29 protein-coding genes and 1 pseudogene are annotated in these 25872 nt (G+C 61.4%); 16 read left to right on the top strand and 14 right to left on the bottom strand.

Annotation, left to right across the window (positions count from 1 at the left end; all coding sequences use genetic code 11):
- A pseudogene (locus tag PIB16_RS23680) lies at positions 1 to 175 on the top strand (IS4 family transposase); the annotation flags it as partial.
- 83 nt (positions 176 to 258) lie between these two features.
- Here the strand turns inward: PIB16_RS23680 and PIB16_RS23675 are convergent.
- From PIB16_RS23675 to PIB16_RS23655, 5 genes are all read right to left on the bottom strand, one after another.
- Positions 259 to 516 carry a hypothetical protein gene (locus tag PIB16_RS23675; RefSeq protein ID WP_003522606.1) on the bottom strand — a complete coding sequence of 86 codons (258 nt, stop codon included), beginning with the start codon at positions 514 to 516 and terminating at the stop codon, positions 259 to 261.
- Between the two features lie 127 nt (positions 517 to 643).
- The gene (locus PIB16_RS23670) at positions 644 to 2161 is read right to left on the bottom strand and encodes a tripartite tricarboxylate transporter permease (protein WP_020809148.1); all 1518 of its coding nucleotides are present in this window, start codon (positions 2159 to 2161) and stop codon (positions 644 to 646) included.
- 107 nt (positions 2162 to 2268) lie between these two features.
- Positions 2269 to 2763, bottom strand: coding sequence for a tripartite tricarboxylate transporter TctB family protein (locus PIB16_RS23665; RefSeq protein ID WP_065655556.1), 495 nt, complete (start codon positions 2761 to 2763; stop codon positions 2269 to 2271).
- The gene (locus PIB16_RS23660; protein ID WP_078051664.1) at positions 2760 to 3704 is read right to left on the bottom strand and encodes a Bug family tripartite tricarboxylate transporter substrate binding protein; all 945 of its coding nucleotides are present in this window, start codon (positions 3702 to 3704) and stop codon (positions 2760 to 2762) included. The genes PIB16_RS23665 and PIB16_RS23660 overlap by 4 nt, the downstream gene beginning before the upstream one ends.
- 337 nt (positions 3705 to 4041) lie before the next feature.
- Positions 4042 to 5139, bottom strand: a complete 1098-nt coding sequence (locus PIB16_RS23655; protein ID WP_425292601.1) for an ABC transporter substrate-binding protein — start codon at positions 5137 to 5139, stop codon at positions 4042 to 4044.
- 52 nt (positions 5140 to 5191) lie between these two features.
- Here PIB16_RS23655 and PIB16_RS23650 point away from each other — a divergent pair, with 52 nt between their 5' ends.
- Entirely contained in the window at positions 5192 to 5872 is a 681-nt protein-coding gene (locus PIB16_RS23650; RefSeq protein ID WP_003491888.1) for a response regulator, read from the top strand.
- Positions 5869 to 7263, top strand: a complete 1395-nt coding sequence (locus tag PIB16_RS23645; RefSeq protein ID WP_271046441.1) for a sensor histidine kinase — start codon at positions 5869 to 5871, stop codon at positions 7261 to 7263. Before PIB16_RS23650 ends, PIB16_RS23645 begins: the two co-directional genes overlap by 4 nt.
- 13 nt (positions 7264 to 7276) lie before the next feature.
- Here the strand turns inward: PIB16_RS23645 and PIB16_RS23640 are convergent, their stop codons facing one another.
- The 6 genes from PIB16_RS23640 to PIB16_RS23615 form a co-directional block, all read right to left on the bottom strand.
- Positions 7277 to 7582, bottom strand: coding sequence for an addiction module antidote protein (locus PIB16_RS23640; RefSeq protein ID WP_065655553.1), 306 nt, complete (start codon positions 7580 to 7582; stop codon positions 7277 to 7279).
- A 4-nt stretch (positions 7583 to 7586) separates the two neighbouring features.
- A complete protein-coding gene (locus PIB16_RS23635) occupies positions 7587 to 7883 on the bottom strand; it encodes a type II toxin-antitoxin system RelE/ParE family toxin (RefSeq protein WP_035263680.1) in 297 nt (98 codons plus the stop codon).
- Between the two features lie 45 nt (positions 7884 to 7928).
- A complete protein-coding gene (purU, locus tag PIB16_RS23630; RefSeq protein WP_035259300.1) occupies positions 7929 to 8813 on the bottom strand; it encodes a formyltetrahydrofolate deformylase in 885 nt (294 codons plus the stop codon).
- 218 nt (positions 8814 to 9031) lie between these two features.
- Complete coding sequence (locus tag PIB16_RS23625; protein ID WP_271046440.1) at positions 9032 to 9808, bottom strand: YbaY family lipoprotein; 777 nt, start codon at positions 9806 to 9808, stop codon at positions 9032 to 9034.
- Between the two features lie 176 nt (positions 9809 to 9984).
- Positions 9985 to 10509 (bottom strand): heme utilization cystosolic carrier protein HutX, encoded by a 525-nt coding sequence (gene hutX / locus PIB16_RS23620; protein ID WP_020809737.1) that lies wholly within the window; start codon positions 10507 to 10509, stop codon positions 9985 to 9987.
- A gap of 9 nt (positions 10510 to 10518) precedes the next feature.
- Complete coding sequence (locus tag PIB16_RS23615) at positions 10519 to 10866, bottom strand: antibiotic biosynthesis monooxygenase family protein (protein ID WP_003522597.1); 348 nt, start codon at positions 10864 to 10866, stop codon at positions 10519 to 10521.
- A gap of 187 nt (positions 10867 to 11053) precedes the next feature.
- Between PIB16_RS23615 and PIB16_RS23610 the strand changes: the two genes are divergently transcribed.
- Genes PIB16_RS23610 through PIB16_RS23600 form a run of 3 tightly spaced genes read left to right on the top strand, consistent with a single transcriptional unit; the run spans position 11054 to position 13811 of the window.
- Positions 11054 to 11947: a heme/hemin ABC transporter substrate-binding protein gene (locus tag PIB16_RS23610; RefSeq protein ID WP_031233725.1), complete on the top strand. Its 894-nt coding sequence runs from the start codon at positions 11054 to 11056 to the stop codon at positions 11945 to 11947.
- Positions 11944 to 13032 carry a FecCD family ABC transporter permease gene (locus PIB16_RS23605; RefSeq protein ID WP_271046439.1) on the top strand — a complete coding sequence of 363 codons (1089 nt, stop codon included), beginning with the start codon at positions 11944 to 11946 and terminating at the stop codon, positions 13030 to 13032. Before PIB16_RS23610 ends, PIB16_RS23605 begins: the two co-directional genes overlap by 4 nt.
- Positions 13029 to 13811, top strand: coding sequence for a heme ABC transporter ATP-binding protein (locus tag PIB16_RS23600; RefSeq protein ID WP_065655547.1), 783 nt, complete (start codon positions 13029 to 13031; stop codon positions 13809 to 13811). The genes PIB16_RS23605 and PIB16_RS23600 overlap by 4 nt, the downstream gene beginning before the upstream one ends.
- 16 nt (positions 13812 to 13827) lie before the next feature.
- Here the strand turns inward: PIB16_RS23600 and PIB16_RS23595 are convergent, their stop codons facing one another.
- Entirely contained in the window at positions 13828 to 14184 is a 357-nt protein-coding gene (locus tag PIB16_RS23595) for a YbaN family protein (RefSeq protein WP_059754575.1), read from the bottom strand.
- 252 nt (positions 14185 to 14436) lie between these two features.
- Here PIB16_RS23595 and PIB16_RS23590 point away from each other — a divergent pair, with 252 nt between their 5' ends.
- The 5 genes from PIB16_RS23590 (at position 14437) to PIB16_RS23570 (ending at position 18602) form a co-directional block, all read left to right on the top strand.
- Entirely contained in the window at positions 14437 to 14832 is a 396-nt protein-coding gene (locus PIB16_RS23590) for a VOC family protein (protein ID WP_003522591.1), read from the top strand.
- Positions 14833 to 14855: 23 nt separating this feature from the next.
- The gene (gene ung, locus PIB16_RS23585) at positions 14856 to 15569 is read left to right on the top strand and encodes a uracil-DNA glycosylase (protein ID WP_271046438.1); all 714 of its coding nucleotides are present in this window, start codon (positions 14856 to 14858) and stop codon (positions 15567 to 15569) included.
- A gap of 71 nt (positions 15570 to 15640) precedes the next feature.
- The gene (locus PIB16_RS23580; protein WP_271046437.1) at positions 15641 to 16717 is read left to right on the top strand and encodes a DUF2218 domain-containing protein; all 1077 of its coding nucleotides are present in this window, start codon (positions 15641 to 15643) and stop codon (positions 16715 to 16717) included.
- 164 nt (positions 16718 to 16881) lie between these two features.
- Positions 16882 to 17826: a VOC family protein gene (locus PIB16_RS23575; protein WP_271046436.1), complete on the top strand. Its 945-nt coding sequence runs from the start codon at positions 16882 to 16884 to the stop codon at positions 17824 to 17826.
- 158 nt (positions 17827 to 17984) lie between these two features.
- Positions 17985 to 18602, top strand: a complete 618-nt coding sequence (locus PIB16_RS23570; RefSeq protein ID WP_271046435.1) for an alpha/beta hydrolase — start codon at positions 17985 to 17987, stop codon at positions 18600 to 18602.
- 50 nt (positions 18603 to 18652) lie between these two features.
- Here PIB16_RS23570 and PIB16_RS23565 read toward each other — a convergent pair whose 3' ends face one another.
- On the bottom strand, positions 18653 to 19237 hold the full coding sequence (locus PIB16_RS23565) for a transglycosylase SLT domain-containing protein (RefSeq protein ID WP_003522586.1): 585 nt from the start codon (positions 19235 to 19237) through the stop codon (positions 18653 to 18655).
- 475 nt (positions 19238 to 19712) lie between these two features.
- Between PIB16_RS23565 and PIB16_RS23560 the strand changes: the two genes are divergently transcribed.
- The 4 genes from PIB16_RS23560 to PIB16_RS23545 are packed head-to-tail and all read left to right on the top strand — an operon-like array spanning position 19713 to position 23288.
- Entirely contained in the window at positions 19713 to 20687 is a 975-nt protein-coding gene (locus PIB16_RS23560; RefSeq protein WP_271046434.1) for a hypothetical protein, read from the top strand.
- Positions 20688 to 20703: 16 nt separating this feature from the next.
- Entirely contained in the window at positions 20704 to 22479 is a 1776-nt protein-coding gene (locus tag PIB16_RS23555; protein ID WP_142779684.1) for a peptidoglycan-binding protein, read from the top strand.
- Between the two features lie 25 nt (positions 22480 to 22504).
- Complete coding sequence (locus PIB16_RS23550; RefSeq protein WP_271046433.1) at positions 22505 to 22753, top strand: hypothetical protein; 249 nt, start codon at positions 22505 to 22507, stop codon at positions 22751 to 22753.
- A 1-nt stretch (position 22754) separates the two neighbouring features.
- Positions 22755 to 23288, top strand: coding sequence for a transglutaminase-like cysteine peptidase (locus tag PIB16_RS23545; RefSeq protein ID WP_125145466.1), 534 nt, complete (start codon positions 22755 to 22757; stop codon positions 23286 to 23288).
- A 90-nt stretch (positions 23289 to 23378) separates the two neighbouring features.
- Here PIB16_RS23545 and PIB16_RS23540 read toward each other — a convergent pair whose 3' ends face one another.
- On the bottom strand, positions 23379 to 24266 hold the full coding sequence (locus PIB16_RS23540) for a DMT family transporter (RefSeq protein WP_162934119.1): 888 nt from the start codon (positions 24264 to 24266) through the stop codon (positions 23379 to 23381).
- Between the two features lie 241 nt (positions 24267 to 24507).
- Between PIB16_RS23540 and PIB16_RS23535 the strand changes: the two genes are divergently transcribed.
- Entirely contained in the window at positions 24508 to 25806 is a 1299-nt protein-coding gene (locus PIB16_RS23535; protein ID WP_046801505.1) for an adenylosuccinate synthase, read from the top strand.
- The last annotated feature ends 66 nt before the right edge of the window (positions 25807 to 25872 follow it).

Here is a 25872-nt window from a genome sequence, read left to right as displayed (position 1 = left end):
CCTGCTCCTGCGATTGGCGCAGGCTGACCAGAAGACCGTGCCAAGCCCACTCGCCTTCGCCCGGCTGGTACGCGCAAACCTCATGCACCGGCGACGCACCGATCGGCTTCTCGACCCGCCACCGGACAAACCCAGAAACCAAAACCAGATGGCCTTCCAATGGCCGCAAATTTAAACCGGACAGTAGTGGCACAAGGCCGAGGATGACGGAAGCACCCTTTTCGCACACGTCGCTAACCCGGTCTCTATCCGCACGTCTCAATCCGGAGGCCAGTCGCCGACGATTTCGCGCCTCTCGAGTTTCAGCGACCGGTCCGGTTGCACGCGGTAGGTTTCGATCGCCAGCCGCCCGTCGCCCATGACGAATTCATTGCTGAGCGTGCTGCCGATGGGGGACTTGGTCAGTTTGGTGCGCGGCTGTCCGCCATAGGTGATGCTGCCGGGAATGGGCTCGACATCGGGGGCGGTGGTGCAGCCGGCAAGCGCCAGAACCATCATGATCGCAATCGTGCGCATGTCTTTCTCCTGCGGTTGGCGCAATTCTATCATGGGCGTGCGTGCATCACACATCCCGTTGGCGTGAATAAAAAAGGCCCCGCATCCGGAGATACGGGGCCAGTTGCCTTGGGAGGTTCTTGGTTTCTCAGTCCTCGTTGGCGGCAAGTTGCGTCAGCACCTCGCCACGACCGCGGATACGCATGATGAGCGGGATGATGAAGGCGGCGGCTGCCACGATGAAGAGGCCAACGGCAATCGGCGAGGTGAACAGCACCGTCGGGTCGCCCTGGCCGATGGCAAGAGCGCGGCGCAGCTGCTGTTCCGCAAGCGGGCCGAGGATGAGACCAACGACCGCAGGCGCAATCGGATAACCGAAGATGCGCATGATATAGCCGAGGATACCGAAGGCGAGCAGCATGCCGAGTTCGAAGACCGATGGGTTGGCGCCGATGGTGCCGAGCGTCGCAAACAGCAGGATGCCGGCATAAAGCCAGGGCTTCGGAATGGTCAGCAGCTTCACCCACAGGCCGACGAGCGGCAGGTTCAGAACCAGCAGCATCAGGTTGGCGATGAACAGGCTGGCGATCAGGCCCCAGACGAGCTGCGGATTGGTGGCGAACAGCAGCGGGCCGGGCTGAAGGCCATATTGCTGGAAGCCGGCGAGCATGATGGCGGCGGTCGCCGTCGTCGGCAGGCCGAGCGTCAAGAGCGGCACCAGCGTACCGGCGGCGGAGGCATTGTTAGCGGCTTCCGGACCTGCGACGCCTTCGATGGCGCCATGGCCGAATTCTTCCGGATATTTGGTCAGCTTCTTTTCGGTGGCATAGGACAGGAAGGTGCCGATTTCAGCGCCGCCCGCCGGCATGGCGCCGATGGGGAAGCCGATGAGCGTGCCGCGCAGCCAGGCTTTCCAGGAGCGTGCCCAGTCCTGCGCGCTCATCCAGACGGAGCCTTTCACGGCTTCGACCTTGTCCGGGCCGGTGCTGCCCTGGGCGACGATGAACAGGGTTTCGCCGATGGCGAACATGGCGACCGCAAGCGTCGTCACCTCCACACCGTCGAGGAGGTCGGGAATGCCGAAGCTCATGCGGGTCTGGCCGGTCAGCTGGTCGATACCGACGATGGCAAGCGCAAAGCCGATGAACAGCGAGGTAAGGCCGCGCAGCGCCGAATCCCCGAAAGCGGAGGAAACGGTAACGAAGGCGAGCACCATCAGCGCGAAATATTCACGCGGGCCGAAGACCAGCGCCAGCTTGACGATATAGGGCGCGATGAAGGCGAGTGCGATGGTGGCGATAAGGCCGGCAACGAAGGAGCCGATGGCGGCGGTGGCAAGGGCCGGACCGCCTCTGCCCTTGCGGGCCATCTTGTTGCCTTCAAGCGCGGTCACTATCGAGGCGCTTTCGCCCGGCGTGTTGAGCAGGATCGAGGTGGTCGAGCCGCCATACATGCCGCCATAATAGATGCCGGCGAACATGATGAGCGAACCGGCGGGATCGAGCCTGTAGGTAACGGGCAGAAGCAGCGCCACGGTCAGCGCAGGCCCGATGCCGGGCAGAACGCCGACGGCGGTGCCGAGTGTCACGCCGATCAGCGCATAGAGCAGGTTCATGGGTTGGGCGGCAACCTCAAGACCGTGCAGCAGGAATTCAAAGGTACTCATGGACAGATGTCCCCCAAGTGGACCCGATGGGCGGGCGGAACGGCTGGCATATGCGTCATTGCGCGCCTGCGGTTTCCTGTTATCTCAAATTTTGGTCGGAATGGCTGTTAGAACAACAGCCGTTCCAGAGGCCCGGCGGGCAGCGAAAGTTGCAGCAGCCGCGCGAAGATGAACCAGATGAAGAAGCTCAGGGCGATGCCGATGGGGATCGAATACCAGAGCTTGCGTTTGCCGAAGGCGCGCGCCGTAAAGGCGAAAAGCAGGCCGGTGGCAATGGAGAAACCCGCGACGTTGAGCAGCAACATCTGCGCGGCAAGGCCGGCAACGACCCAGATAACCGGGGCGATTTCCTGTTTGTCGCGTTCGGGAAAATCACCGCGCCAGGCCTCGATGGCCGTCCACAGCGCCAGGCCGATAAGACAGAAGCCGATGGCATAAGGCACCGTTGCCGGGCCGACCGGCGAATAACCGGTGACGCTGGCGAGGCGGGCGCTATCCCAGAAGATTACGCAGGCGATGATGACGAGGAAGATGGCGATCGCCAGCGCCGCCCAGTCAGGGCGGCGCTTTTGATGCTGCGAAGGGTTGGAACCCTGGCTCATTTTACCAGTCCGATGTCTTTGAGGATGGCGGCGGTGGCGTCGGTATCCTTGGCGAGCTGCGCCTTGAATTCGTCACCGGCGAGATAGGTGTCCATCCAGCTCTTGGTCTTCAGGGTTTCCTGCCACTTGGCGGACTTCACCAGCTTTTCGATGTCGGCATTGACGGCCTTTTCCTGCTCCGGCGTCAGGCCGGGAGGAGCGGCGACCATGCGCCAGTTCTGGACGACGACATCAAGGCCGCTTTCCTTCAGCGTCGGGGCATCGACACCTTCCAGCTTCTCTTCGCTGGAAACTGCGAGCAGGCGCAGCGTGCCGGCCTTTACCTGGCTCTCGAATTCGCCGTAGCTCGAAATACCGGCAGTCACCTGCGAACCGAGGATCGAGGCAAGCGCTTCGCCGCCGCCGGAATAAGCGATGTAGTTGATCTTGGTCGGATCGACGCCGGCTGCCTTGGCAATCAGGCCAACGGCGATATGGTCGGTGCCGCCGGCGGAGCCGCCGCCCCAGGAAACGCTGCCCGGATCCTTCTTGAGCTGGTCGATGAGGTCGCCGATGGTCTTCAGCGGCGAGGATGCCGGAACGACGATGGCTTCATATTCGCCGGTCAGACGGGCGATCGGCGTCACTTCCTTGAGGGTGACGGGCGCGTTGTTGGTGAGGATCGCGCCAACCATCACGTAACCGCCGACGATGAGAGCGTTCGGGTTGCCCTTCTGCTGGCTGGCGAACTGCGCAAGACCGATGGTGCCGCCTGCGCCCGGTACGTTCTGCACCTGAACGCTCTTGGAAATGCCTTCTTCCTGCAGCACGGTCTGCAGGGAGCGCGCGGTCTGGTCCCAGCCGCCGCCGGGATTTGCCGGGGCGATGATGGTGTAGTCCGCTGCAACCGCCGGAAGCGCAATCACGCCCGCCAGGAATGTGCCGATAAGAAAATGCTTCACTTGGAAAACCCTCCTCAGGATGCCCTTTTTGGGCGTCGTTTTTCGTTTATGCGGGGGGCTTTTCGGACGCGTCTGCGCCGGCGCTGAATGCTCAGCGTGGGGCCTTGGCAATCCTGGATTTCCTCCCGCATCTTCTTCCGCCTCCACGGAATGAAGAAGAATTGCAGAGCATCACAGAAAGCTGTCATCTAACTGACGCTACGCAAGTCCTTGCGCATTTACTCTCTATTAATTTGTATCGGACGTCTACTGTGGCGTGTGGGACGGCTTTGTTTTGCGCCTTTGAAGCTTTCTCCACACCCTCATTCCTGTGACAAGCACAGGAATGAGGGGGGAACTACTGCGACCGCAACGCCTCGTTCCAGCGCTCGATCAGGCGGCTGCGCTTGACCTGATCCAGATAGACCATCAGGCCGGGACTGACGGGCACGGGGCGCAATTGTGCGCCGTGGATGGCCTGCATGGTGTTGGCGGTGTTTTCGCCCGCCACTTCCGGGCTGACGGCGGGGATCTGCAACTGCCGGGCCATGATCGTCTGGCCCTCCTTCGACATGAAGAATTCGAGATAACGGCGGCCGAGCGCCGGGTTGGCGGCGGCTTCCGGCACCAGCCCGATGCGCGACATGACGACGGTATAGTCTTTCGGCAGCACGATGCCGACATCGGGGTGGCGCGAGGCCCAGTCGGCCGCATATGAGCCGAGAATATTATAACCCAGCACGAAACGGCCGTCGGAAACACGTTCCAGAATGGCCGAGGAGGTGGAATAGACCTTCACGCCCGCCGCGCCCATGGCCTTGATGACGTTCCATATATCGCCGAACTGCTCCTGATCGCGCGACATGAACAGGAAACCGACGCCGGAGCGTTCTATGTCGTAGGTGGCGATGCGGCCATGCACTTGCTTGGCGTTGCGTTCGAGATAATCGACGAATTCGGCGCGGCTGGCTGGCGGTTCTTCGGTGGTGAAGCTCGGCTTGTGATAAACGAAAACCGCCGGCTCGAAAGTCAGCGCGTAAGCGGTGTTGCGCCAGTTCGCCCAGGCGGGCCAGCGGGCGCTCATTGCGAGGTCGGAACGCTGGGCATAACCGTCATTGCTCAGCTTCACCTGCAGATCCATGGCGGAGGAAAAGGCGAAATCGGCGGTCTTTTTGCCCGCATCGGTTTCCTTCACGATGCGGTCGTAAATCTCGCCGGTCAGCATATCCTCATAATGGACGGCGATATCGGGATTGGCCTTCTGGAAACCCTCGATCATCGGCGTCGCCAGCGGTTCGTCCAGCGAGGAATAGACCACCAGCGTTTCGGCATCCGCCTTGCCGGAGGGTGCCGGAAAGATGGCGACTTGCGCAAGCGCCGGCGAGGCCGTGCAAAGACAGAGACAGAGGAGAAGGCAGATACGCATGGAAAAGATCATGCAGCAGGCGCTGGCCATTCACAAGCGGTAAGGGTCTGGTTAAACTCGGCAATGCTGTGGGAGGGACGATTTGCGTATTTTGCTGGTCGAGGACAATCAGGTGCTGTCGGAGGGGCTGTCGGCGCTGCTGCGCGGCAGCGGTTATGCCGTGGATGTGGTATCCGATGGCGCTTCCGCCGATGCGGCGATTGCGGCAGAAAGTTTCGATCTGGTCATTCTCGATCTCAACCTGCCGGAAATGGACGGTATCGAGGTGCTGCGCTCCATGCGTTCGCGCCAGGACAAGGCGGCGGTGTTGATCCTGACGGCGCGCGGCACGCCGGAAGAAAAGGTCAAGGGGCTCGATCTCGGCGCTGACGACTACATGATCAAGCCTTTCGACATCACCGAATTCGAGGCGAGGGTGCGGGTGCTGCTGCGCCGCAATGCCGGGCTGCGCTCCTCGGCGCTGAGTTTCGGCAAGGTGCTGTTCGATCTCAACTCCCGCACCTTTTCGGCGGATGGGCGTCCGCTCGATATTCCGGCGCGCGAGGTGGCGCTGCTCGAAGTGCTGTTCATGCGGGCCGGCAAGGTCGTCGCCAAGGAGGCCATCGTGCAGTCGCTGACCGGCTTCGATGACGATATTTCCGCCAATGCCATCGAGCAATATGTCAGCCGCCTGCGCAAGCGGCTCGCGCCGCACGGGTTGACGGTGAAGACGGCGCGCGGCATCGGTTATTATCTCGAAAAGCTGCCGGAGATGGCTGAATGAGACAGGCCGCCTATTCGCTCAGGCGGCGTCTTTTAGGCTGGCTTCTCATCTCCACCGCCATTATCGGCTGCGTTGCGCTGACCGATACCTGGCGTGAGGCGGTCAATACCGCCAATGTCGTCTCCGACCGGGTACTATCAGGTTCCGCGCTTGCCATTGCCGAGCGGGTGGTGGTGGCCGAGGACGGCTCGCTGGAAGTCGATATTCCCTATGTGGCGCTGGAAATGCTGACATCGGCCGCACAGGACCGGGTGTTTTACCGTGTCGACGGGCCGAACGGGCAATTCCTGACCGGCTACCAGAACCTGCCGACGGTGGAGAACCCGGCGGGCGATATCCCTGCCTATCGCGATGCCGTGTTCCGCGACGAGCCGATCCGCATCGCTGCGATCCGCCGTTTCGCTTCCACCGGCATCAATTCCGTGCCTTTTTCCGTAACGGTAGCCGAAACCACCATTGCCCGCAGCCAGCTGGCGCAGGCGATCATCCTGCGCTCGGCGCTGCGCCTGCTGTTGATGATTGTGGGGGCGGCGATCATCGTCTGGATCGCGGTGACGATTTCGCTCAGACCGCTTTACCGGCTCAGCGAAGCCATTGCCGAGCGCAGCCCGAACGACCTGCACCCCATCCGCCAATCCGTGCCGGTGGAGGTGGAAAATCTGGTGGAAACGGTCAATTCCTTCATGGTGCGCCTGCAATCGGCGCTCGATGCGCTCCGGCATTTTACCGGCAATGCCAGCCACCAGCTGCGCACACCGCTTGCCATCATCAGCACCCAGCTCGCCCTTTCCGCCCGCGCCGCAAGCCTTGAGGAAGCGCAGGCGGCGGCGCTGAAGGGCGGGGCGTCCGTGGCCCATGCCGAACATATCCTCGCCCAGCTGCTGCGCATGGCCAATATCGATGCCGCCGGCTCCAGCGAAAAACATGATTTTTCCGCGATCGATCTCGTGGCCGTTGCGCAGAATGTGACGGCCGATTTCGTGCCGCGTGCGGCCGAAGCCGGCATCGATCTCGGTTTCGAAGGCGAGGGGGAGGTCGCCATTCTCGCCGAGCCGCTCCTGATCGGCGAACTGATCGGCAATCTCGTTTCCAATGCCATCAACTATGCCGGTCGTGGCGCGGAAGTCACCGTCCGCGTCGGCAAGGAGACGGACGCCGTCTGGCTGGAAGTGGAAGATAACGGCCCCGGCATCCCTCCGGAAAAACGCGCCATGGTGCGCCAGCGCTTTGCCCGCGGCGAAGCCAACGCCGCCCCCGGCGCCGGCCTCGGCCTCGCCATCATCGAAGAGATCGCCGGGCTATTCGGCGGGCGGCTGACGCTGGAGGATGGCGCGGAGGGGCGTGGGCTGAGGGCGCGGGTGATGTTTGGTGGCGTGGAAAAGGCGCCGTAGCCCGCCGGGTTTATCAGGCGGCTGTGTCTGCAGGCGATTTCGCCACCAGCGAGAGCCTGTAGCCCAGCGCGTCGGCGACCTTGGCAATCGTCGCCAGTTCCGGATTTCCGTCGCCGCTCAGCGCCTTGTACAAGGTCTGGCGGGGAAGGCCAGTTTGCCTCGAAAGGTCAGTCATACCCTTGGCCCGCGCCACGACGCCCAGCGCATGGGCGAGCTCCTGTGCGTCGCCGCTTTCTGTGGCGTCGGCGATGTAAGCGGCAAGCGCTTCGTCACTATCAAGGTAGCGGGCAGCATCGTAATCGCGTGTCACAAGTGGCATGGTCTCACTCCTTGAGCGCTCTGGCCAGTTTCTTGGCTCTGGCGATGTCGCGGGACTGCGATGCCTTGTCGCCGCCACACAGCAATATGATGACGACATCGCCGTGCCGGACAAAATAGACCCGATATCCGGGTCCAAGGTCTATCCTGAGTTCGCTGACGCCTTCGCCAACCGGTTTCACGTCTCCGGGATTGCCGTCCGCCAGCCGGTAAATGCGCCGTGCTATGCGGGCGCGCGCCTGCACATCGCGCAGACCCGCCAGCCAGTCGGCAAACTCGCTTGTTTCCCGGATCGTGAGCATGGCGCAATGTAAACTGTGGTTGTCATTTCGTCAATGACGAAGGGTTCACCCCATCCGCTCGGAAGCATAACTTCCAGGGCTTGGCGGGAAGACGACGGTGCGGTTGCCGTTGATGAACGTGCGGTGGTGGATATGGGCGTGGATGGCGCGGGCCAGCACCTGGCTTTCGACATCGCGGCCAAGCGAGACATAATCGTCGGCGCTCTGTGCGTGGGTGATACGCACCGTGTCCTGCTCGATGATCGGGCCTTCGTCGAGATCGGCGGTGACGTAATGGGCCGTGGCACCGATCAGCTTCACACCGCGCTCATAGGCCTGCTTGTAGGGGTTGGCGCCCTTGAAGCTCGGCAGGAAGGAATGGTGGATGTTGATGATTTTGCCAGACATCTTCCGGCACATGTCGTCGGACAGAACCTGCATGTAGCGCGCCAGCACGACGAGTTCCGTGCCGCTGGTCTCGATCAGGTCCATTAGCTGGGCTTCGGCTTTGGGTTTATTCTCCTTCGTCACTCTGATGTGGTGGAAGGGAATGTCGTGGTTGACGACGACCTTCTGGTAGTCGAAATGGTTGGAGACGACACCGACGATGTCGATTGGCAATGCGCCGATCTTCCAGCGATAGAGCAGGTCGTTGAGGCAATGACCGAAACGGGAGACCATCAACAGCGTCTTCATGCGCTGGCCGTCCGGATAGATATCCGCCTCCATGCCGAATTTTTCCGCCACCGGCTTGAAGCCGTCGGTGATGGCCTCAAGGGTGGCGCCTTCTTCGGAGATGAAGGAGACGCGCATGAAGAACTTGCCGGTCTCGAGGTCGTCGAACTGCGAACTGTCGACGATGTTGCAGCCTTTTTCCGCCAGATAACCGGAAATCGCAGCCACAATGCCACGGGTCGATTTGCAGGCTACGGTCAGAACATAGGATGTCATTCGTTTTCCCTCAAAGACGTCGCGCCGGCATCAACCGGCGCAGTTTGGCGCGTTCCATAGCGCAGCTCCGCGGCGGAGCAAAGCGTCAAGACGAACGCAGCCAAAGTCATAGGGCGGGAAAGGGCAGCGCGCCGTGCCGGAAGCGACATGGAATGTTCCATGGCCAGCACCGTTTGGGCCAGCACGGCGACGCAGGGTGTTGCGGCAGGTTGCCGGCCTCAGGCGCGGCGCAGGCGCATCGCCGTGCGGCCGCGGCCGTCGAGCAGTTCGAGCGTGCCCCGGCGCGGCTCCAGCCTGAACGAGCGGGCGCCTTCCAACGCTTCGATGAACTGCCGTTCCTGGCGCATGATGTCAGGCGCGCAGGCCATCTGGGTAGAAATCATCCGGCCGAAATCGATGCGGTTGCGGCTGATCTTCACCTCGCCACCGATGCCGTTGCAACCGGCATTGCCGGAAACGCGGCCCTCGCGGGTAATTTCCAGCGTCGCCTGACGGCGGCCGCGAACCCGCTCGCCACGGATGTCCTGCACCAGCCAGCGCCCGTCGATACCGGCTTCCGGCTCCGGCCGAACCGGGCCGGTACCGACGCGCTCCAGCACGAGGTCGGTATCGTCGCGACCGCCGGTCAGCACCGAATAACGGCGGGTGGTGGTGAAGAGCAGCCGGTCGCGGTCGCGGATTTCGGCGCTCAGCGCATAGGAGCGGCGGCCCCGGATGTCGCGGTCATCATAACGCAGCACGAAGGGCACCGGCACCTGGCCACGCGGGCGAATGGTGGTTTCGGCAATCGTCTGCGAGGGCGCATCCGCAAGCGAAACGTCGATCAGACGCACCGTAACGGTCGCGCCCGGCGGCAGAGCGATGCGCTCGCGATAGGAGACGCTGCCGCGCAGGCTTGCCGGTGCGGCAGCCGCACCGCCCGCCGCGAAAAGCGGCGCAAGCGCAACAAGCCCGGCGAAACTGCGGCGCGAAAGAAGAGGTTGGCGGTCGGTCATGGTGCTTGCTCCGTGCTGGTGCCGTTCGAATTTCAGCGGATGATAAAAAACGGCACTGAACGGGCGATGAACCGGTGGTTGTTTTTTCACGCGTCATCCGGAGAGGTCCCGGGCGAATGATGACGCGTGCGATTATGGAAGCAGTGGGGAGGCAGCTGGCAGCCTCCCCACGGGTCTCAGCCGCGGAAACCGTCCCGCAGCGCTTCGAACTTCGCCAACTGCCCGGCCAGCAGTTCCTTGTTCTCGTCGCGGCGGACGAAAATCTTGAACATGGCGCTGCCGGCGGCGTTCATGAACCAGACGGAACAGGAGCGGCGGCCGTGGAAGCCGCGATCGACGAAGGTGATGCCGGCGCAATTGTCCTTCTTGATGTGACCGCCGATGGGACTGTCGCCATGGATGTTGAACCAGCCGTGGCTTTCGCTGCCTTCCGGCAGGTGGCCCGGTACTTCGAACACGATATCGCCGGTCTGCACGATCATCAGGACTTCGCCCCAGCCGCGCATCTCGTTCCAGATGGCGTCGAAGCGGTCGGCGGCAGCGGAAACGGCGGCGCCTTCCGGCAGGATCGCCAGAATTTCGGCCGGCGTCACCTCGGCCTTGGCGGCGATGGCCTCCACGATGCCGTCAGGCTTTTCGGCGAGCGCAGCGGCGGCGCGGGCCTGCCTGTCGTCGTCGGTCTTTTGGGCTGCAATGCTCATCGGGCGGCCTCAGGCGGCAATCGAACGGCGTTCGCCATTCTTGTCTTCATGGATGATGACGTCGAAGCCTTCGAAATGCGGGCCGGAGAGATATTCCACCTTGCCGCGGTTTTCGCCGGCCTTGGCGTGGGCGGCGCGGAACTGTTCGGATTTCGTCCAGGCGAGGAAATCGTCCTTGGTGGCCCAGACGGTGTGAGAGGCATAAAGCGTGTGGTCATCCGCCTTCGGGCCTTTCAGCATGTGAAATTCGATGTAGCCCGGCAATTCGCTCAGATGCGATTTGCGCTCGCGCCAGATGGATTCGAAGGTTTCTTCATAACCCGGCACGACACGAAAACGGTTCATTGCGATAAACATGAAATTCTCCCTTTAAGTTTCCAGTTTGAGTCAGGATATCCAGCCGCGGGGAGGTTGGAAAGGGGTTCACGACAAAGCGAACAAATTTACTCCACTTATCGATTGCGCCGCCCATAAACATGTGTAAAGAACTCAAGATTAATTGGCGCAGGGAAAGCCGCGCCGGGTCGTGTTTCAGGATAGCGCCATGTTGAATTCCCGCCTTCGTTCCTTCGTTTTCGCCGCTCTCGTGCCCGCCGCAATCGCCTTTGCCGCACCTGCCGCCATGGCTTCGGATAAGGGCAATCCGGAAGCGAAACGCATCGTCGCGGTGGGCGGCACGGTCACCGAAATCCTTTATGCGCTGGGCGCGGGAGACCGCGTCGTTGCGCGTGACAGCACCAGCAGCTATCCGGCCGATGCATTTGCCAAGCCGGATATCGGTTACATGCGGGCGCTCTCGTCCGAAGGCATCCTGTCGCAAAAGCCCGATCTCATCCTCTCCGAAGACGGGTCCGGCCCGGCGGATGTCATCGCCATCCTGAAGGCAAGTGCGGTGCCGTTCGTCACCGTCGATACGCCGCCGAGCGGCGACGCCATCCCCAAAAAGATCGAGGATGTCGGCGCGGCAGTCGGTCTTTCTGACAAGGCGAAGGCGCTGGCTGCCGAGACCAAGGCCGGGCTCGATGCGCTCGCCAAAGATGTCGCCGCCGTGCCGGAAAAGGGCAGGAAGCGGGTTCTCTTCGTGCTTTCCACCGCCGGTGGCCGCATCATGGCGGCGGGCAAGGATACAGAAGCCGCCGCGATCATCGAAATGGCAGGTGGCATCAATGCGGCTCAGGAGATCACGGGTTACAAGCCGCTGACGGATGAGGCGGTCATTGCCGCGGCACCCGACGTGGTGCTGACCATGGCGCGCGGCGACCACGCCGCCAAGGCGGATGAGACTTTCGCGCTGCCGGCCTTCCAGTCCACGCCTGCCGCTGCCAGCAAGGCGCTCATCAGCATGGATGGGCTTTATCTCATCGGTTTTGGCCCGCGCACGCCCGCTGCGGGCCGCGAGCTGGCAGCCAAGCTCTATCCTGAGGTGGTGAAGCCGTGAGCCTTGCAGCCTTGAGTTCCGCTGAAGGCAGGGTTGCGGGCGACAGATCCCGTCAGGGGGTCGTCACCCTCGCCGTGCTCGTCGGCATCCTGCTGTTTGCCTGTGGCGTGTCGCTGGTCAGCGGACCCACGGGCGTCGGCATGTCCGAACTCTGGGCTTATTTCACCGGCGGCGCGGATCAGCTCGATGCGCGCGACAGGGTCATTCTCGAGGCGGTTCGTCTGCCTCGCACGGCGCTTGGCATATTGATCGGCGCGGGGCTTGCCGTTTCGGGGGCGATGATGCAGGGCCTGTTTCGCAATCCGCTGGCCGATCCCGGCATTGTCGGCGTCACCTCGGGTGCAGCGCTCTTCGCGGTCGCGGCCATTTCTCTCGGGGAAGGCGCGCTTGCCACCGTCGCCGTGTTTTTCGGCCCGCATTTTCTGCCGCTGATGGCGTTTTTCGGCGGGTTGCTGAACACCTGGGTACTTTACCTGATCGCGACGAAGGATGGCGCCACCTCCACCACCACGCTCATTCTGGCCGGCATCGCGGTGGCGGCGATCAGCGGTGCTTTGACGGGGCTGATGATTTTCATGGCCGATGACCGGGCGCTGCGCGATATTACCTTCTGGTCGCTCGGTTCGCTCGGTGGGGCCACGCCCGCCAAGGTGCTCGCGACCCTCCCTTTCATCATCGTCGTTCTCGCCATCATTCCCTTCGTTGCCCGCGGGCTCGATGCGCTGATCCTCGGGGATGCCGCCGCCTTTCACATGGGCATTCCGGTGCAGCGGCTGAAGCGGATCGTCATTCTGGCCGTTGCCGCCGCCTGCGGGGCGAGCGTGGCGGCGGCCGGTTCCATCGGTTTTGTCGGCATCGTCGTGCCGCATCTTCTGCGGCTCGCCATCGGCCCGTCGCACCGCTTCCTGTTGCCGGCCTCGGCACTTGGCGGCGCAGCGCTTCTGCTTCTGGCCGATAGTTTCGCCCGCACCGTCGCGTCGCCGGCGGAACTGCCCATCGGCGTCGTCACGGCGCTCATCGGCGCGCCGGTCTTCCTGTTCCTGCTATTGGGACGCGGCGGTTTCTCCATGCGGAACATGTCATGATCCGGGCCGAAAACCTCACCCTCATCCGCTCCGGCCGCCGGCTTCTCGATGCGGTCAGCGTCGATCTGATGCCCGGCAAGGTCAATGTCATCATCGGCCCCAACGGTGCGGGTAAATCCACGTTGATGAAGGTTCTCTCGGGCGAGATGCGCGCCGAGGGCGGTTCGGTGACCTATAACGACATCGACCTGCCGGCCTTCACGCCCGTCCAGCTCGCCCGTCTCAGGGCCGTGCTGCCGCAGAGCACCCAGCTTGCTTTCCCCTTCACCGCGCTCGAAATCGTGCGGATGGGGGCTGTCGCACAGGGGTCCCGCGCGCCCGAAGAGCAGGCCCGCCGCGCGCTCGCCAAGGCCGGGCTGCGCGGTTTCGAGCAGCGGTCCTACAATATGCTCTCCGGCGGCGAGCAGCAGCGGGTGCAGTTTGCCCGGGCGCTGGCGCAGGTGCCGAACCCGATGGAAAATGGCGAGGCGCGGGCGCTCTTCCTCGACGAGCCCACCGCAAGTCTCGATATCGGCCACCAGATTGCCGTGCTGGAAACGGCGCGCGACTTTGCAAGCGGCGGCGGGCTGGTGCTTGCCATCCTGCACGACCTCAACCTTGCGGCCGAATTTGCCGATCAACTTATCGTCATGCATGGCGGCCGGGTGACGGCGAGCGGCCCCTCGCTGGAAACGATCAGCGACGAGACGATTGCAAGGGTCTATGGCATTGGCGGTGTTGTCGGCCGGCTGCCGGCGCGGCATATTCCTTACGTGCTGCCGCAGTCGCGCCACCGTTAAGGACCTGTCCTTCGCCTCAGCTTTCCGGCCGGGTGGCGATGAAAAGCGCGGAGCCGAGCATGACGGCGGCGACGATGGCGGCCCGCAGTGGCGGCGGCTCGCTCAGAAACCAGAAAGCGGCGTAACTGACGGACATGGCGGAAAGCGCTGCGACCTTGGCATTGCGGGCGATTGCGCCGCGTTCGCGCCATCGCCGCAGCGAAGGGCCGAATCTGGGGTGGGCCAGCAGCCATGCCTCGAGTTTTGGCGAGGAGCGGGAAAAACACCAGAGCGCCAGAAGCAGGAACGGCGTGGTGGGCAAGACGGGAAGAAACGCGCCGACAATGCCGGTCGCGACCATAAGCCAGCCAAGACAGAGGTATAAAAGGCGCATGCCTAGCCGGTATCATGAGTTCAGCACTCAGGATAGAGCGGCAGAGCCAAAACCATGCGGTCTCGTTGCCGCAGGTCCCAACCGCACCGGAAAAACTAACGGGTTTTTGCCATCACATTTGCCGTGATCGGGCCGTTACGTCCTGTCGCAGAGCGCCTTTAGGGTTGAAAGCGAAGCACACTGTCTTTATCCCCTTGGCCGCGATGCCCGGAGCATAACCGGGCCGTCAACAGGAAGAAGAAGGAAAACACCATGGCCAAGCTGATCCACTCGATGGTCCGGGTGCTGGACGAAAAGCGTTCGGTGGAATTTTACAAACAGGCTTTCGGGCTTGAGGTTGCGGAACGCGCCGAGTTCGAAAACTTCACGCTGATCTATCTCAGCAATGCCGAGGGTGATTTCGAGCTGGAACTGACCGTCAACCGGGGTCGCGAAGTGCCCTATGCGCTGGGCGACGGTTATGGCCACCTTGCGGTCAGCGTGGCCGATGTGGATGGCGAGCACCAGCGCTTCACCGAGATCGGCCTTTCCCCCGGAAAAATCATCGAAGCCGATTATAAGGGCCAGCCTTTCGCGAAATACTTTTTCATCTGCGATCCGGACGGTTACAAGATCGAAGTGCTGCAACGCGGTAACCGGTTCAAATAAGCGCGATTATGGGAGAGGCGGGCATGGCAGAGGCAGGCGTCAAACTCGAGGAGAGCTGGAAACGCGTTCTTTCCGGTGAATTCGCCAGCCCCTATATGCTCAAGCTGAAAGAGTTCCTGCTTGCCGAAAAGACCGCCGGCAAGCGCATCTTCCCGAAGGGTGCGGAATATTTCCGGGCGCTGGATCTCACGCCTCTCGATGAGGTCAAGGTCGTCATTTTAGGCCAGGACCCCTATCACGGGCTCGGCCAGGCGCATGGGCTTTGCTTTTCCGTCCAGCCCGGCGTGCGCATTCCGCCTTCGCTCGTCAATATCTACAAGGAATTGCAGAGCGATCTCGGCATTCGCCCGGTGGGTCACGGCTTTCTGGAAAGCTGGGCGAAACAGGGCGTGCTTCTGCTCAACAGCGTGCTGACGGTGGAGGAATCCCGCGCCGCCTCGCATCAGGGGCAGGGCTGGGAAAAATTCACCGACGCCGTGATCCGCGCCGTCAACGACGAATGCGACCATGTCGTCTTCCTGCTCTGGGGTTCCTACGCCCAGAAGAAGGCGGCCTTCGTGGATCAGCGCAAGCATCTCGTGCTGCGCTCGCCGCATCCGTCCCCACTTTCGGCCCATAACGGCTTTTTCGGCAATGGCCATTTTTCCAAGGCAAACGCCTTTCTCGTCTCCCATGGCCGCCAGCCGATCGACTGGCAATTGCCGGAAACGGTGGGAAGCGACAAAAACCTTCTCTAGATACTCATAAAAAACCTTTACGCTTTGCGGTTGTCGGGATTAAAGATAACCGGACTACGAAGTGAAGGATTATGCCCGTGTCTCTCCTGTCTGCCGAAACCTCCGTCTCGCTGCCCGATCCGCTGTCGATCGTCGATGCCTTCGAGGATCATTTTTCCGAGCATATGGAGATGGACCGCGAAGGTGCGACCGTGCGGTTCAAGACGGAATACGGCCATGGCAGCTTCAGCGCCGAGGGCGGGCGTTTCGCCGCAAGGGTGAGCTGCATTTCCGAACATATATTGATGTCGGTAAAGGCGATGGTCGCCGAGCATATCGTCGAATTCTCCGGCGAGACGGGGCTGGATTTCCGCTGGAGCGGCCATGGCGCAGAGCAGCGTGAGCTGCCCAATCTTTTCGTCGGCAAGGTCGCCCGCGCCTATAATCTGACGCCGCATATGCGCCGGCTGGTGGTTTCCATCGAAAGCGGCATCGAAAGGCTGCTCTCCGGCGGCATGCATGTGCGCCTGCTTCTGGTGCCGGATCAGGCCCGCGCGCCGGTCTGGCCTTATCTTGCGCCCACCGGCGCCATCGTCTGGCCGGCGGGCGACGATCTTCTCACACGGCGTGTCTACACCATCCGTTCCGGCGATATCGCGGGCGGTGAAGTCGATATCGACTTCGTCATGCATGAGGGCGATCACATGCCGGGCGCAACCTTCGGCGCGAAGGCGAAGCCCGGCGATGTTCTCGGCATCATCGGCCCGAGCGGTGTTTGCCCGGAAGCCGAGCGTTATGTCTTTGCCGGTGACGAAACGGCGCTGCCGGTGATGCTGCGCATGGCCGCCGAAATGCCGGCCGGGAAAAAGCTCAGCGTCTATGCGGAGATCGACGATGAAGCCGAGCGGCAGGGGATCGTCTGCGCGGCAAATGTCGAGTGGACATGGCTTTATCGCCGCGGCAAGCCCGCCGGCACCGCGGGCCTCATCGAAAAGGCGCTGCGCGACCATGGCTGGAGCGCGGATCATGACGGCCTGCATGTCTTTGTCGCCTGCGAAAAATCCGAGGCGAGGGCGGCAAAATCCTTCCTCACCGACGAGATAGCTTTCCCGAAAGCATCGCTGCGCGCTGTCGGCTACTGGACCTTGGGCGTCGCCGACGATCATTGAGCTGCCTTATCGGGCCCGTTGAACAGTCCGTTTTATCGTTCATCATTCGGGAACAATCCGTTCCCGTTGTCCACTCTATGCCTGAGAGCGCTGTTACCCCATCTTTACGCCATGAACAGGGCAGGCCCCAACCGTGAGGCCCGCCAGGCAAAAGGGGTTTTATCATGCTCAACCAGATCAAGGGCCTGCACCACGTCACGTCCATGGCGGCGAGCGCGCGCCAGAACAACAGTTTTTTCACCGATACGCTTGGCCTGCGCCGGGTGAAGAAGACGGTCAATTTCGACGCGCCTGACGTCTATCATCTCTATTATGGCGATGAGGTCGGCACGCCCGGCTCCGTCATGACCTATTTTCCGTTCCCGCATATCGCCCGCGGCCGTCCCGGCACCGGTGAGGTGGGCACGACGCTGTTTTCCGTTCCGGAAGGATCGCTCGGCTACTGGCAGGACCATCTTTCCAAGGCCGGCGTGGATGGCCTGAAGGCCGATGAAGCCTTCGGCAACAAGCGTCTGCATTTCGCAGGTCCCGATGGCGACGGTTTTGCGCTGGTCGAGGTCAGGGATGACAACCGTGCGCAGTGGATCGGCAATGGCGTCGGCGCGGATCAGGCGATCCATGGTTTTCAGGGCGCCTCGCTGCGTCTTCGCGATGAAGGTGCGACGGCCGAGCTTTTGAAATTCATGGGCTATCAGGAAGTGGACCGTCAGGATGGCGTTCTGCGCCTCGGTATTCCCGGCGGCAACGGTGCCGACTTCATCGACATCGAAACCATGCCGAATATTTCTGGCGCGCGGCTGGGTGCGGGGTCCGTGCACCACATCGCCTTTGCGGTCGAAAACCGTGAAAAGCAGCTGGAGGTGCGCAAGGCGCTGATGGATACCGGCTATCAGGTGACGCCGGTGATCGACCGCGATTATTTCTGGGCGATCTATTTCCGCACGCCGGGCGGGGTGCTGTTCGAAGTGGCCACCAACGAACCCGGTTTCGACCGGGACGAGGACACCGCCCATCTCGGCGAGGCGCTGAAGCTGCCGACCCAGCACGCGCATCTGCGCTCCGTGCTTGAAGAGCATCTGGAGCCGCTGGGGGACGAGAAGGAGGCTTAACCTCTCGATAGCGCTTGGCAGGACGTTGCGACCTGCTTCTTCTCCCCGCCGGGGAGAAGACACAAGCCGCGTCCGTTCGCTTCATATGATTGCTCCGCTTGGCCGAAGAGGCCTTGCGGAAGCCGTTGAACCTCTTCCTTTCAGAAAGGATCCTTCCCATGACCAGGGACAGCTATTTCCACAAATCCCGCGCCGGCGCTGCCGGTGCACCGCTTTTCGTTTTGCTGCACGGCACCGGCGGCGATGAAAACCAGTTCTTCGATTTCGGCTCGCGCCTGCTGCCTGAGGCGACTATTCTCTCACCCGTCGGCGATGTCTCCGAACATGGCGCGGCGCGGTTTTTCCGGCGCACGGGAGAGGGCGTCTACGACATGGCCGACCTTCAACGGGCGACCGTCAAGATGGCGGACTTCATCAGGGCGAACCGGGAGCATTATCAGGCCGGTCCGGTCATCGGCCTCGGTTTTTCCAACGGTGCGAATATTCTCGCCAATGTGCTCATCGAAGAACCCGGGCTTTTCGATGCGGCGGTGCTGATGCATCCGCTCATCCCGTTCGAACCAAAAATCTTGCCCGCCAAGGCTTCGCGCCGGGTGTTGATCACGGCCGGCGAGCGCGATCCGATCTGCCCCGTGCCGCTGACGAAGGCGCTGGAACAGAGCCTCAAGGCACAGGGCGGCACGGTGGAAACCGTGTGGCACCCGGGCGGACATGAAATCCGCTCCGGCGAGATCGATGCGGTCAGGGGTTTCTGGCGGCTTATAACGCTTAGCTGAATGTCTGCATTATGCCGGCTTTGAAGCCGGCATTCGCCTGTGCTGCCGCCTCAGCGATATCCGCATTGCTGCAGCTGCGCCTCGTAACGCAGCGCCATGTTGGCGGAGCGGCGGGCGGCCTTCTGGACGGCGGAATTGTTGCGCCAGCTGCCCTTCGCATAACCGGCATGGCCGGAATAATAGGCGAGGTAGAGATTATAGGGGTCGTTCAGCGAAATGCCGTTTTCGCGCCGGCTCTTGGCGTGATACCAGCCGACGAAGTGGATGGCGTCGGTGAAATCGGTGCGGCTTGCCGACCAGCGGCCGGTTTCACGCTGGTAAACGCTCCATGTGCCGTCCAGCGCCTGTGCATAACCGTAGGCGCTCGACTGGCGTGTCCAGGGAATGAAACCGAGAAGCTTGGTGCGCGGCGGCCGCGCATAGGGGCGGAAGGCGGATTCGGTGTAGATCGTCGCCATCATGACAGGCACGGGCACGCCGAATTCGCGCTCGGCCGCTTTCGCATCGCGCCGCCAGTTGTTGAAGATGCCGTTCCGTTGCTCGAAAATCGCACAGGCATTGGTGACCTGCGACGGTGCGGTGGCGCAGCCGGCCAGAACGAGCATCAGAAAAACAACGGCAAATACGCCACGCATAACGGAACCCTTTCGTTCCGCTATTCTTAAATTGCTAACCATTAACGTCGGGTTTTAAGACAAGGTTAATTCAAATGCCGCCGATCAGCCGTCCGTTAACCCGCTGAAAATTCCTGTGGCCGGGATGGGGCAGGGCCGCCTCCCGGGCGCCTTTTTTAAGAAGCGTTCATCCCCGCACGTCCACGGTCCCGCCGGCTTGGCTATACTTGGCTCATCCCGGTCATCAGGCGTGCGCGCGGCGCAAGGTGGGCGGGGCAGGCGGCCGAAACCGGGGAGTTTCCCGATGTCACGGTTGAGGCGGCCGGCATATGCCCATCCTCCAAACAGGAACCGGTTTGGAGGGCGGGTCATATGTCCCAAGCCGGGGCCGCATCGCCTGCAAACCCTGCAATACCCCTTGATACCCCCGCAGCGATGCGGCCCTCTTTATCGTTTTCCAACGTTGCTTCCGAATTCGGGGCGGCGGGGATCGGTTATGGTTAAAAAAACGCAGCGATTTTTCAATATTGAGGTGTATTGCGTCACGTTTTCTCTTTACAATTGCCGCCAAGGGTGTAGCGTAATTTTTAGGAATTATACGTCGCTGGCGGGGGCTATAGTGCGACTTTCAAGTAATTTTTTGTATCTTTTTTTTGTAATAGTGTTTTTCCTGCAGGGTTGTACGGCCACGGGCCTGCGCGAATTCGAGCTCTACCGGCAGGCTTACGAGGCGCAATTTGCCGAAGCGAACGCACTTCTTGTGGATATTGCCAAAGCCGAGCGAAAGGCGTGGTTTGATATCAACGGCAAGGACAAAAACTTTGCTCCGGATGATGCGGCCTATTATGTGGAAAGCGTCGAGCCGCCGCTCACCGCGTCATTGCGTCGATCGCTGCAGGCTCTCAACGACTACAATGCCGCCCTCGTTGCTCTGGGAAAAGGTGAAAATGCCGCTGCGGCCGTTGATCGAGTTACCGGTTTTGCGCTGAACATCAAAAGTGCTTCAGCGGCGATAGGGGCAATTGACGGGAAAACCGCTCCTCCGGTGGTTGCTCAGGCCGCTTTGACACTTTCTCCAGGGCTGGCGCAGGCGAAAATTGCCGCCGAAGCCCTGCTGGCGGCGGCGGGCCGTGAGGAGTTTCGTCGCCGTCTCGTCGCCAATGGCAAGCACATGGATGCTTTCCTTGTCGCCCTACGGGACGCGACGCCTTCCATGCATTTACTGCTCAATGCGGGACAGAATCGCTATTCCACCGATGGTGGCAGCGCGGCCACGCGAAACGCGGCTTTTGAGAGCAACCGGCTTCGTCTGGCGGGATGGGTCTTGTTGATTGACCAGTCGCGGGTGGCTCTCGCAAGGGCGCTGGCCGCCGCCTCGGCTCCTGCCGGTGTCAGTATCAGCAGCCTCAACGACGCCTCGATCGAACTTCGCGTGCTTGCAGAAAAAATAAGGTCGGAACGCCTCAGATAAAGCCGGGGGACGTGCAATGCTCGATGCCGCAGAACTTACCAAGCGCCTCAATGCTCAACTTGATGCAGCCTACAATGAATATGATGTAGCCAAAGCAAAGGGCGACGAGGCGGGAATGAAAATGGCGCTCGCCCGTCAGGAAATCCTGATCCCGGCAATTTCCCTCCTCGCGCTCGGAGCATATGATCGCGCAGTCGCGCTTCTCGCCGCAAAAGGTGTGGAATTTGAAGGTAAAGCCGCGGCAGTCCGGGCCTCGCCATTGCCTGCGCCGGCAACCGACCCCTTCGAGCCGCCGGAAAAGGTCGAGTTTTCAGATGCCCAGCTGGATGCGGCGGCGGCGAAACAACCGTCTGCCGAGCCGGCGAAGGTTGCGGCCGGCAAGCCGGCGGGTTGGTCCGAGGACTATCAGACGCTTTGGGATACGATGGAAATCCGTGCTGAATGGCGCGACGATGCGGAATTTGCAGCGCGTAAAGCGGTTGAAAACCAGAAGCGCTACGCCGCCGTCGTTTCGGGGACCACGGTGCCCTGGTGGTTCGTGGCGATTGTCCATTGCATGGAATGCGGGTTCAAGTTCGATCGTCATCTGCTGAACGGCGACCCCTTGAGCGGGCGCACGGTGCGGGTGCCTGCGAACCAGCCGCCGTTCGGGTCGCCACCCTATGACTGGGAGACGGCAGCGCGATATGCGATGACCTATGAAGAGCTGGACAAGATAACCGACTGGTCCCTGCCCAACGTCTTGAACCGATGGCACCGCTATAATGGTGTCAAAAACGAATATCAGCGGCGGAAAATTCCCACGCCTTATTTGTGGAGCGGTTGCTATCACTACGACAAGGGTAAATACACCCGCGACCGTTATTTCGATCCAGAGGTGCCATCCAAACAGGTCGGCGCTGCCATCATCCTGAAGACGCTGATCGAAATGGGGGCTGTATCGCTCGGCGCCACGAATGTGCTCAAAGCCAATCCCCTGGCGGCGACGGAGAATTTGTCGCTTCTGTCTCACGATTTGCCCGGAGCCGCGTTCAAATCCATCGAGCAGGAACTCGCCTTTCCCGGCGCGTTGAAGCTTGGCTCCTCCGGTGCGGGTGTCAAGCGCTTGCAGGAATGGCTGCATCTGAACGGCTATTACACCAGTGTCGATGGCGATTTCGGCGCCTCCACCGAGACGATGCTGGACCGTTTCGGAAAGGCGCAGGGGCGAAGCGGTGCGACGATGCTGGACGAGGAGTTGTGGGCAGTCCTGACCGCTCCGCTTCGCCGTGCAGTGGCGAAGGTCGTTCCCGGTGCGTCTTTTGAGGAGACCGTGCTGAAGGTTGCTCGGCAGCATATTGCTGAGCGGCCGAAGGAGGCCGGCGGCAACAATTGCGGTCCATGGGTGCGTGCCTATATGCGCGGAGCGGATGGGGCGGATCAACTCTGGTGCGCCGGTTTTGTCTCGCTCATCTTCGAACAGGCGGCGCGGGACATGGGTATCAAGGTGCCGCTTAAGCGCCAGGCCGGCGTCGATGCGCTGGTTGCGGACGCGAAGACGAGCGGGCGGTTTATTGCTGAAAGCGAAGTAAACACCACACTTCTTCGCGCATCCAGGCTGCGGCCGGGTTATCTTTTCGTCATCCGTAAAGATGCGAAGGACTGGACCCATGTCGGTTTTGTTCTGTCCATCGGGCCGACGAGTTTCGACACCATTGAGGGCAATACAGGCGGGGAGGGCGGCGTGGATGGCGATGAGGCCCGTCAGAACAACAGAAGTTATCCCTCGCGTGATTTCATAAGGCTTATTTGATTCTTCTTTTTCAGGAGATTCAGCCATGTGCATATCGCTAAACGGCGGGCTTTTGCCCGCCGTTTTTTCGGTGTTTCAGGGCGGTAAAACTGTAAAAAAAGCTGTCCGCTGTACAAAAATGAAAACCGATAAAATTGTAGCAATCGGCTTAAAGCAGCTGAAAACAGTGCTGTGCCATTGTGGGATCACAGACGGGGAGCGGCCTTTTAGAGAGACGCTCCACACAACAGAAATCGAGACCGGCACAAGCCGGCGGATCGCAAACGGGGTATGAAATGCTGAAGAAGATTATTGCTGCCGCCATCTGCGGAATTGCCGTTGCTTCCATGTCCAATCATGCCGACGCGGCTGGCGCTGCCGGTTTTGCCCGCGGTTTCGCCGCCGTCGAAAAGTCTGCGGTGACGCAGATCGGTGTTTCCGCGCGGGGCGGTTTCGATGGCTGCGTTCTTTCCGCCGGCCAATGCGTCTCCACCATCGCCGCGCCGCTGACGGTCGAGCGCCGTGAGGAACTGCTGCGCGTCAACCGCGATGTAAACGCCACCATGGGCGCGCTCGATGATTATTTCTCCGGTTTTGCAACCGATGTTCCGGCAACGCCGTCGTTGAGCCTTGGCGATTGCGGTGACTGCGCCGCCATCAAGCGCACGGCCCTTGCCGGCGCCGGCTGGTCCTCCAGCGCGCTGCGCCTTGCCTTTTCGCTGAACAATGACGGATCGCTCGAAAAAGTGCTGATCGTCACCACCGACAAGGGCGATATCGTCCTTGGCAACGCCGTCCTTTCTCCGGCTGAGCGCGAAACCGCGCTCTGACCTTTCGTTCGAGCATCGGAAAGATTTGCGATCCGATGCTCCATTCTTTCATGCCTGCCAGACTACGCCGGTTTTCCTGACCCTGTTGGATCAGGAAGCCGGCGATTTTTTTCGTTCCGCAACGGCAATGCCCGCTAGCGCCATGATGAGAGCGACGATCTGATAGGTGTGCAGCGTCTCGCTGAGCACGATAACCGACAGCAGGGTGCCGAAGACGGGCACGAGGTTGATAAAGAGGCCGGCGCGGTTGGCGCCGATCTGTTCAACGCCTTTGATATAGAGGATCTGCGCGATCAGCGACGCAAAAATGGCGGCATAGACCACCAGCACCCAGCCCTTCTGATCCGGCCAGACGACGCTCTCGCGTGAGATTTCCCAGAAGATCAGCGGCACCGAGGTGAGGAGGGCGAAGAAGGCGGGAATGGCCATCAGCGTGCGCCAGTCGACCGCCGGTTTCCAGCGCAGGATGACGGTGTAGATGGCATAGACCAGCACGGCCAGCAGCATGATCGCGTCGCCGACATTCATTTCCAGTTGCAGCAGCGAGACCGGATCGCCATGCGAGGCGAGAAGCGCGACGCCAGCGATGGTGAGGCAGAAGCCGGCGATCTGGCCGAACAGCACACGGGTGCGGAACAGGATGAAGTTCAAGACGAAGATGACCATGGGAATGCCGGCCTGGATGACGGCGGCATTGATGGCCGAGGTGTGTTGCAGGGCCGTGTAGAGAAACACGTTGAAGGCGGTATAACCGACGCTGCCGAGCACGAGGAAATAGGGCAGGCGTTTTTTCACCACCGGCCAGTCCTTGATGAGCTGCGGCACGGAAATGGCGAAGATGATGGCGACGGCGAAGACCCAGCGCAGGAAGGTGAAGGCCATGGGGCTGATGTGGCCGACCGCCAGCTTGCCGGCAACGGTGTTGCCGCCCCAGCAGAGCGTGGCGATGATGAGGGCGATATAGGCTTTGGAGGGCACGCTGATGTTTCGCTTCTTCACGGGGCGGGAAAACGGCTAAGGGGTGAATGGCGGTCTTGCGCCCGCGCTTGGCCCCCACGGGGCGAGATAATGCGGGAAATCCGCGCCTTGTCACGGAAAAAGCAAAATTCTCCATAAGAAACAGGGTCGCTTTCCGTAAAACAACACAGTATACATTCGCGGGTTTGGGTTTCCCATCGGGTTATCGGGCGCGCAAGCGCCATGAGCAGGAAAGCAAGAAATGACGAATGTTGTGGTGGTCGGCTCGCAGTGGGGCGACGAAGGCAAAGGCAAGATTGTCGACTGGCTGTCCGAGCGGGCAGATGTCGTCGTGCGGTATCAGGGCGGCCATAATGCCGGCCATACGCTTGTCATCGATGGCATCAGCTACAAGCTTTCGCTTCTGCCGTCCGGCGTCGTGCGTCCCGGCAAGCTCGCCGTCATCGGCAATGGCGTCGTGGTCGATCCGCATGCGCTGATCGCCGAAATCGGCCGTCTGGAAGCGCAGGGCGTGAAGGTTACCCCGGAAAACCTGCGTATCGCCGACAATGCCACCCTCATTCTTTCGCTGCACCGCGAGCTGGACGGCATGCGCGAAGACGCGGCCTCCAACAGCGGCACCAAGATCGGCACCACCCGCCGCGGTATCGGCCCGGCCTATGAAGACAAGGTTGGCCGCCGCGCCATCCGCGTCATGGATCTCGCCGACATGGAGGCGCTTTCCGCCAAGGTTGACCGTATCCTCACGCATCACAATGCGCTTCGCCGCGGTTTCGGTGCAACCGAAGTCTCGCATGAGACGATCATGGAAGAGCTGGGCTCGATTGCCGAGCGCATCCTGCCGTTCAGCGAAACCGTGTGGCTGCTGCTCGACAAGAAGCGCCGCGCCGGCGCGCGCATCCTGTTCGAAGGCGCTCAGGGCTCGCTGCTCGATATCGACCATGGCACATACCCCTATGTGACCTCTTCCAACACGGTTGCCGGCCAGGCCGCCGCTGGTTCGGGCATGGGTCCGGGTTCGCTGGGTTATATCCTCGGCATCACCAAGGCTTACACCACCCGTGTCGGCGAAGGTCCGTTCCCGACGGAGCTGAACGACGAGATCGGCCAGTTCCTCGGCGAAAAGGGCCATGAATTTGGCACCGTCACCGGCCGCAAGCGCCGCTGCGGCTGGTTCGACGCCGCACTGGTGCGCCAGTCGGTCGCCACCAATGGTATTACCGGCATCGCGCTCACCAAGCTTGACGTGCTTGATGGTCTCGACGAGCTGAAAATCTGCGTCGGCTACAAGCTTGACGGGCAGGAAATCGATCATCTTCCGGCCAGCCAGGGCGCGCAGGCGCGCGTCGAGCCGATCTACATCACGCTGGAAGGCTGGAAGGAATCTACCGTCGGTGCCCGAAAATGGGCGGATTTGCCTGCTCAGGCAATCAAATATGTCCGTCAGGTCGAGGAATTGATCGGGGCGCCTGTCGCACTTCTGTCGACAAGTCCGGAGCGTGACGACACCATACTTGTGACTGATCCGTTTGAGGATTAATGTCCTCGGCGATCTAGATTCATAAACCATATCGGGCCGGTACGTCGCCGGTCACGACGAGAAAGT

The organism is Agrobacterium sp. ST15.13.015 (assembly GCF_027871645.1).
In the GTDB taxonomy this organism is placed as follows: domain Bacteria; phylum Pseudomonadota; class Alphaproteobacteria; order Rhizobiales; family Rhizobiaceae; genus Agrobacterium; species Agrobacterium leguminum.
The sequence above is the reverse complement of the archived record's forward strand: the minus strand, read 5'-3'. Positions and strand labels throughout refer to the sequence as shown.

Bases quoted from the DNA above. Each gene is read 5' to 3' on its own strand.
- PIB16_RS23610 (WP_031233725.1), top strand. From the start codon at position 11,054: ATGTTGAATTCCCGCCTTCGTTCCTTCGTTTTCGCCGCTCTCGTGCCC.
- hutX (WP_020809737.1), bottom strand. From the start codon at position 10,509: ATGAGCATTGCAGCCCAAAAGACCGACGACGACAGGCAGGCCCGCGCC.
- PIB16_RS23635 (WP_035263680.1), bottom strand. From the start codon at position 7,883: ATGCTCACGATCCGGGAAACAAGCGAGTTTGCCGACTGGCTGGCGGGT.
- PIB16_RS23535 (WP_046801505.1), top strand. From the start codon at position 24,508: ATGACGAATGTTGTGGTGGTCGGCTCGCAGTGGGGCGACGAAGGCAAA.
- PIB16_RS23545 (WP_125145466.1), top strand. From the start codon at position 22,755: ATGCTGAAGAAGATTATTGCTGCCGCCATCTGCGGAATTGCCGTTGCT.
- PIB16_RS23645 (WP_271046441.1), top strand. From the start codon at position 5,869: ATGAGACAGGCCGCCTATTCGCTCAGGCGGCGTCTTTTAGGCTGGCTT.
- PIB16_RS23670 (WP_020809148.1), bottom strand. From the start codon at position 2,161: ATGAGTACCTTTGAATTCCTGCTGCACGGTCTTGAGGTTGCCGCCCAA.
- PIB16_RS23615 (WP_003522597.1), bottom strand. From the start codon at position 10,866: ATGTTTATCGCAATGAACCGTTTTCGTGTCGTGCCGGGTTATGAAGAA.
- PIB16_RS23560 (WP_271046434.1), top strand. From the start codon at position 19,713: ATGGTTAAAAAAACGCAGCGATTTTTCAATATTGAGGTGTATTGCGTC.
- PIB16_RS23655 (WP_425292601.1), bottom strand. From the start codon at position 5,139: ATGGCCAGCGCCTGCTGCATGATCTTTTCCATGCGTATCTGCCTTCTC.
- PIB16_RS23550 (WP_271046433.1), top strand. From the start codon at position 22,505: ATGTGCATATCGCTAAACGGCGGGCTTTTGCCCGCCGTTTTTTCGGTG.
- PIB16_RS23555 (WP_142779684.1), top strand. From the start codon at position 20,704: ATGCTCGATGCCGCAGAACTTACCAAGCGCCTCAATGCTCAACTTGAT.
- PIB16_RS23575 (WP_271046436.1), top strand. From the start codon at position 16,882: ATGCTCAACCAGATCAAGGGCCTGCACCACGTCACGTCCATGGCGGCG.
- PIB16_RS23625 (WP_271046440.1), bottom strand. From the start codon at position 9,808: ATGACCGACCGCCAACCTCTTCTTTCGCGCCGCAGTTTCGCCGGGCTT.
- purU (WP_035259300.1), bottom strand. From the start codon at position 8,813: ATGACATCCTATGTTCTGACCGTAGCCTGCAAATCGACCCGTGGCATT.
- PIB16_RS23590 (WP_003522591.1), top strand. From the start codon at position 14,437: ATGGCCAAGCTGATCCACTCGATGGTCCGGGTGCTGGACGAAAAGCGT.
- PIB16_RS23675 (WP_003522606.1), bottom strand. From the start codon at position 516: ATGCGCACGATTGCGATCATGATGGTTCTGGCGCTTGCCGGCTGCACC.
- ung (WP_271046438.1), top strand. From the start codon at position 14,856: ATGGCAGAGGCAGGCGTCAAACTCGAGGAGAGCTGGAAACGCGTTCTT.
- PIB16_RS23665 (WP_065655556.1), bottom strand. From the start codon at position 2,763: ATGAGCCAGGGTTCCAACCCTTCGCAGCATCAAAAGCGCCGCCCTGAC.
- PIB16_RS23565 (WP_003522586.1), bottom strand. From the start codon at position 19,237: ATGCGTGGCGTATTTGCCGTTGTTTTTCTGATGCTCGTTCTGGCCGGC.
- PIB16_RS23640 (WP_065655553.1), bottom strand. From the start codon at position 7,582: ATGCCACTTGTGACACGCGATTACGATGCTGCCCGCTACCTTGATAGT.
- PIB16_RS23580 (WP_271046437.1), top strand. From the start codon at position 15,641: ATGCCCGTGTCTCTCCTGTCTGCCGAAACCTCCGTCTCGCTGCCCGAT.
- PIB16_RS23600 (WP_065655547.1), top strand. From the start codon at position 13,029: ATGATCCGGGCCGAAAACCTCACCCTCATCCGCTCCGGCCGCCGGCTT.
- PIB16_RS23570 (WP_271046435.1), top strand. From the start codon at position 17,985: ATGACCAGGGACAGCTATTTCCACAAATCCCGCGCCGGCGCTGCCGGT.
- PIB16_RS23595 (WP_059754575.1), bottom strand. From the start codon at position 14,184: ATGCGCCTTTTATACCTCTGTCTTGGCTGGCTTATGGTCGCGACCGGC.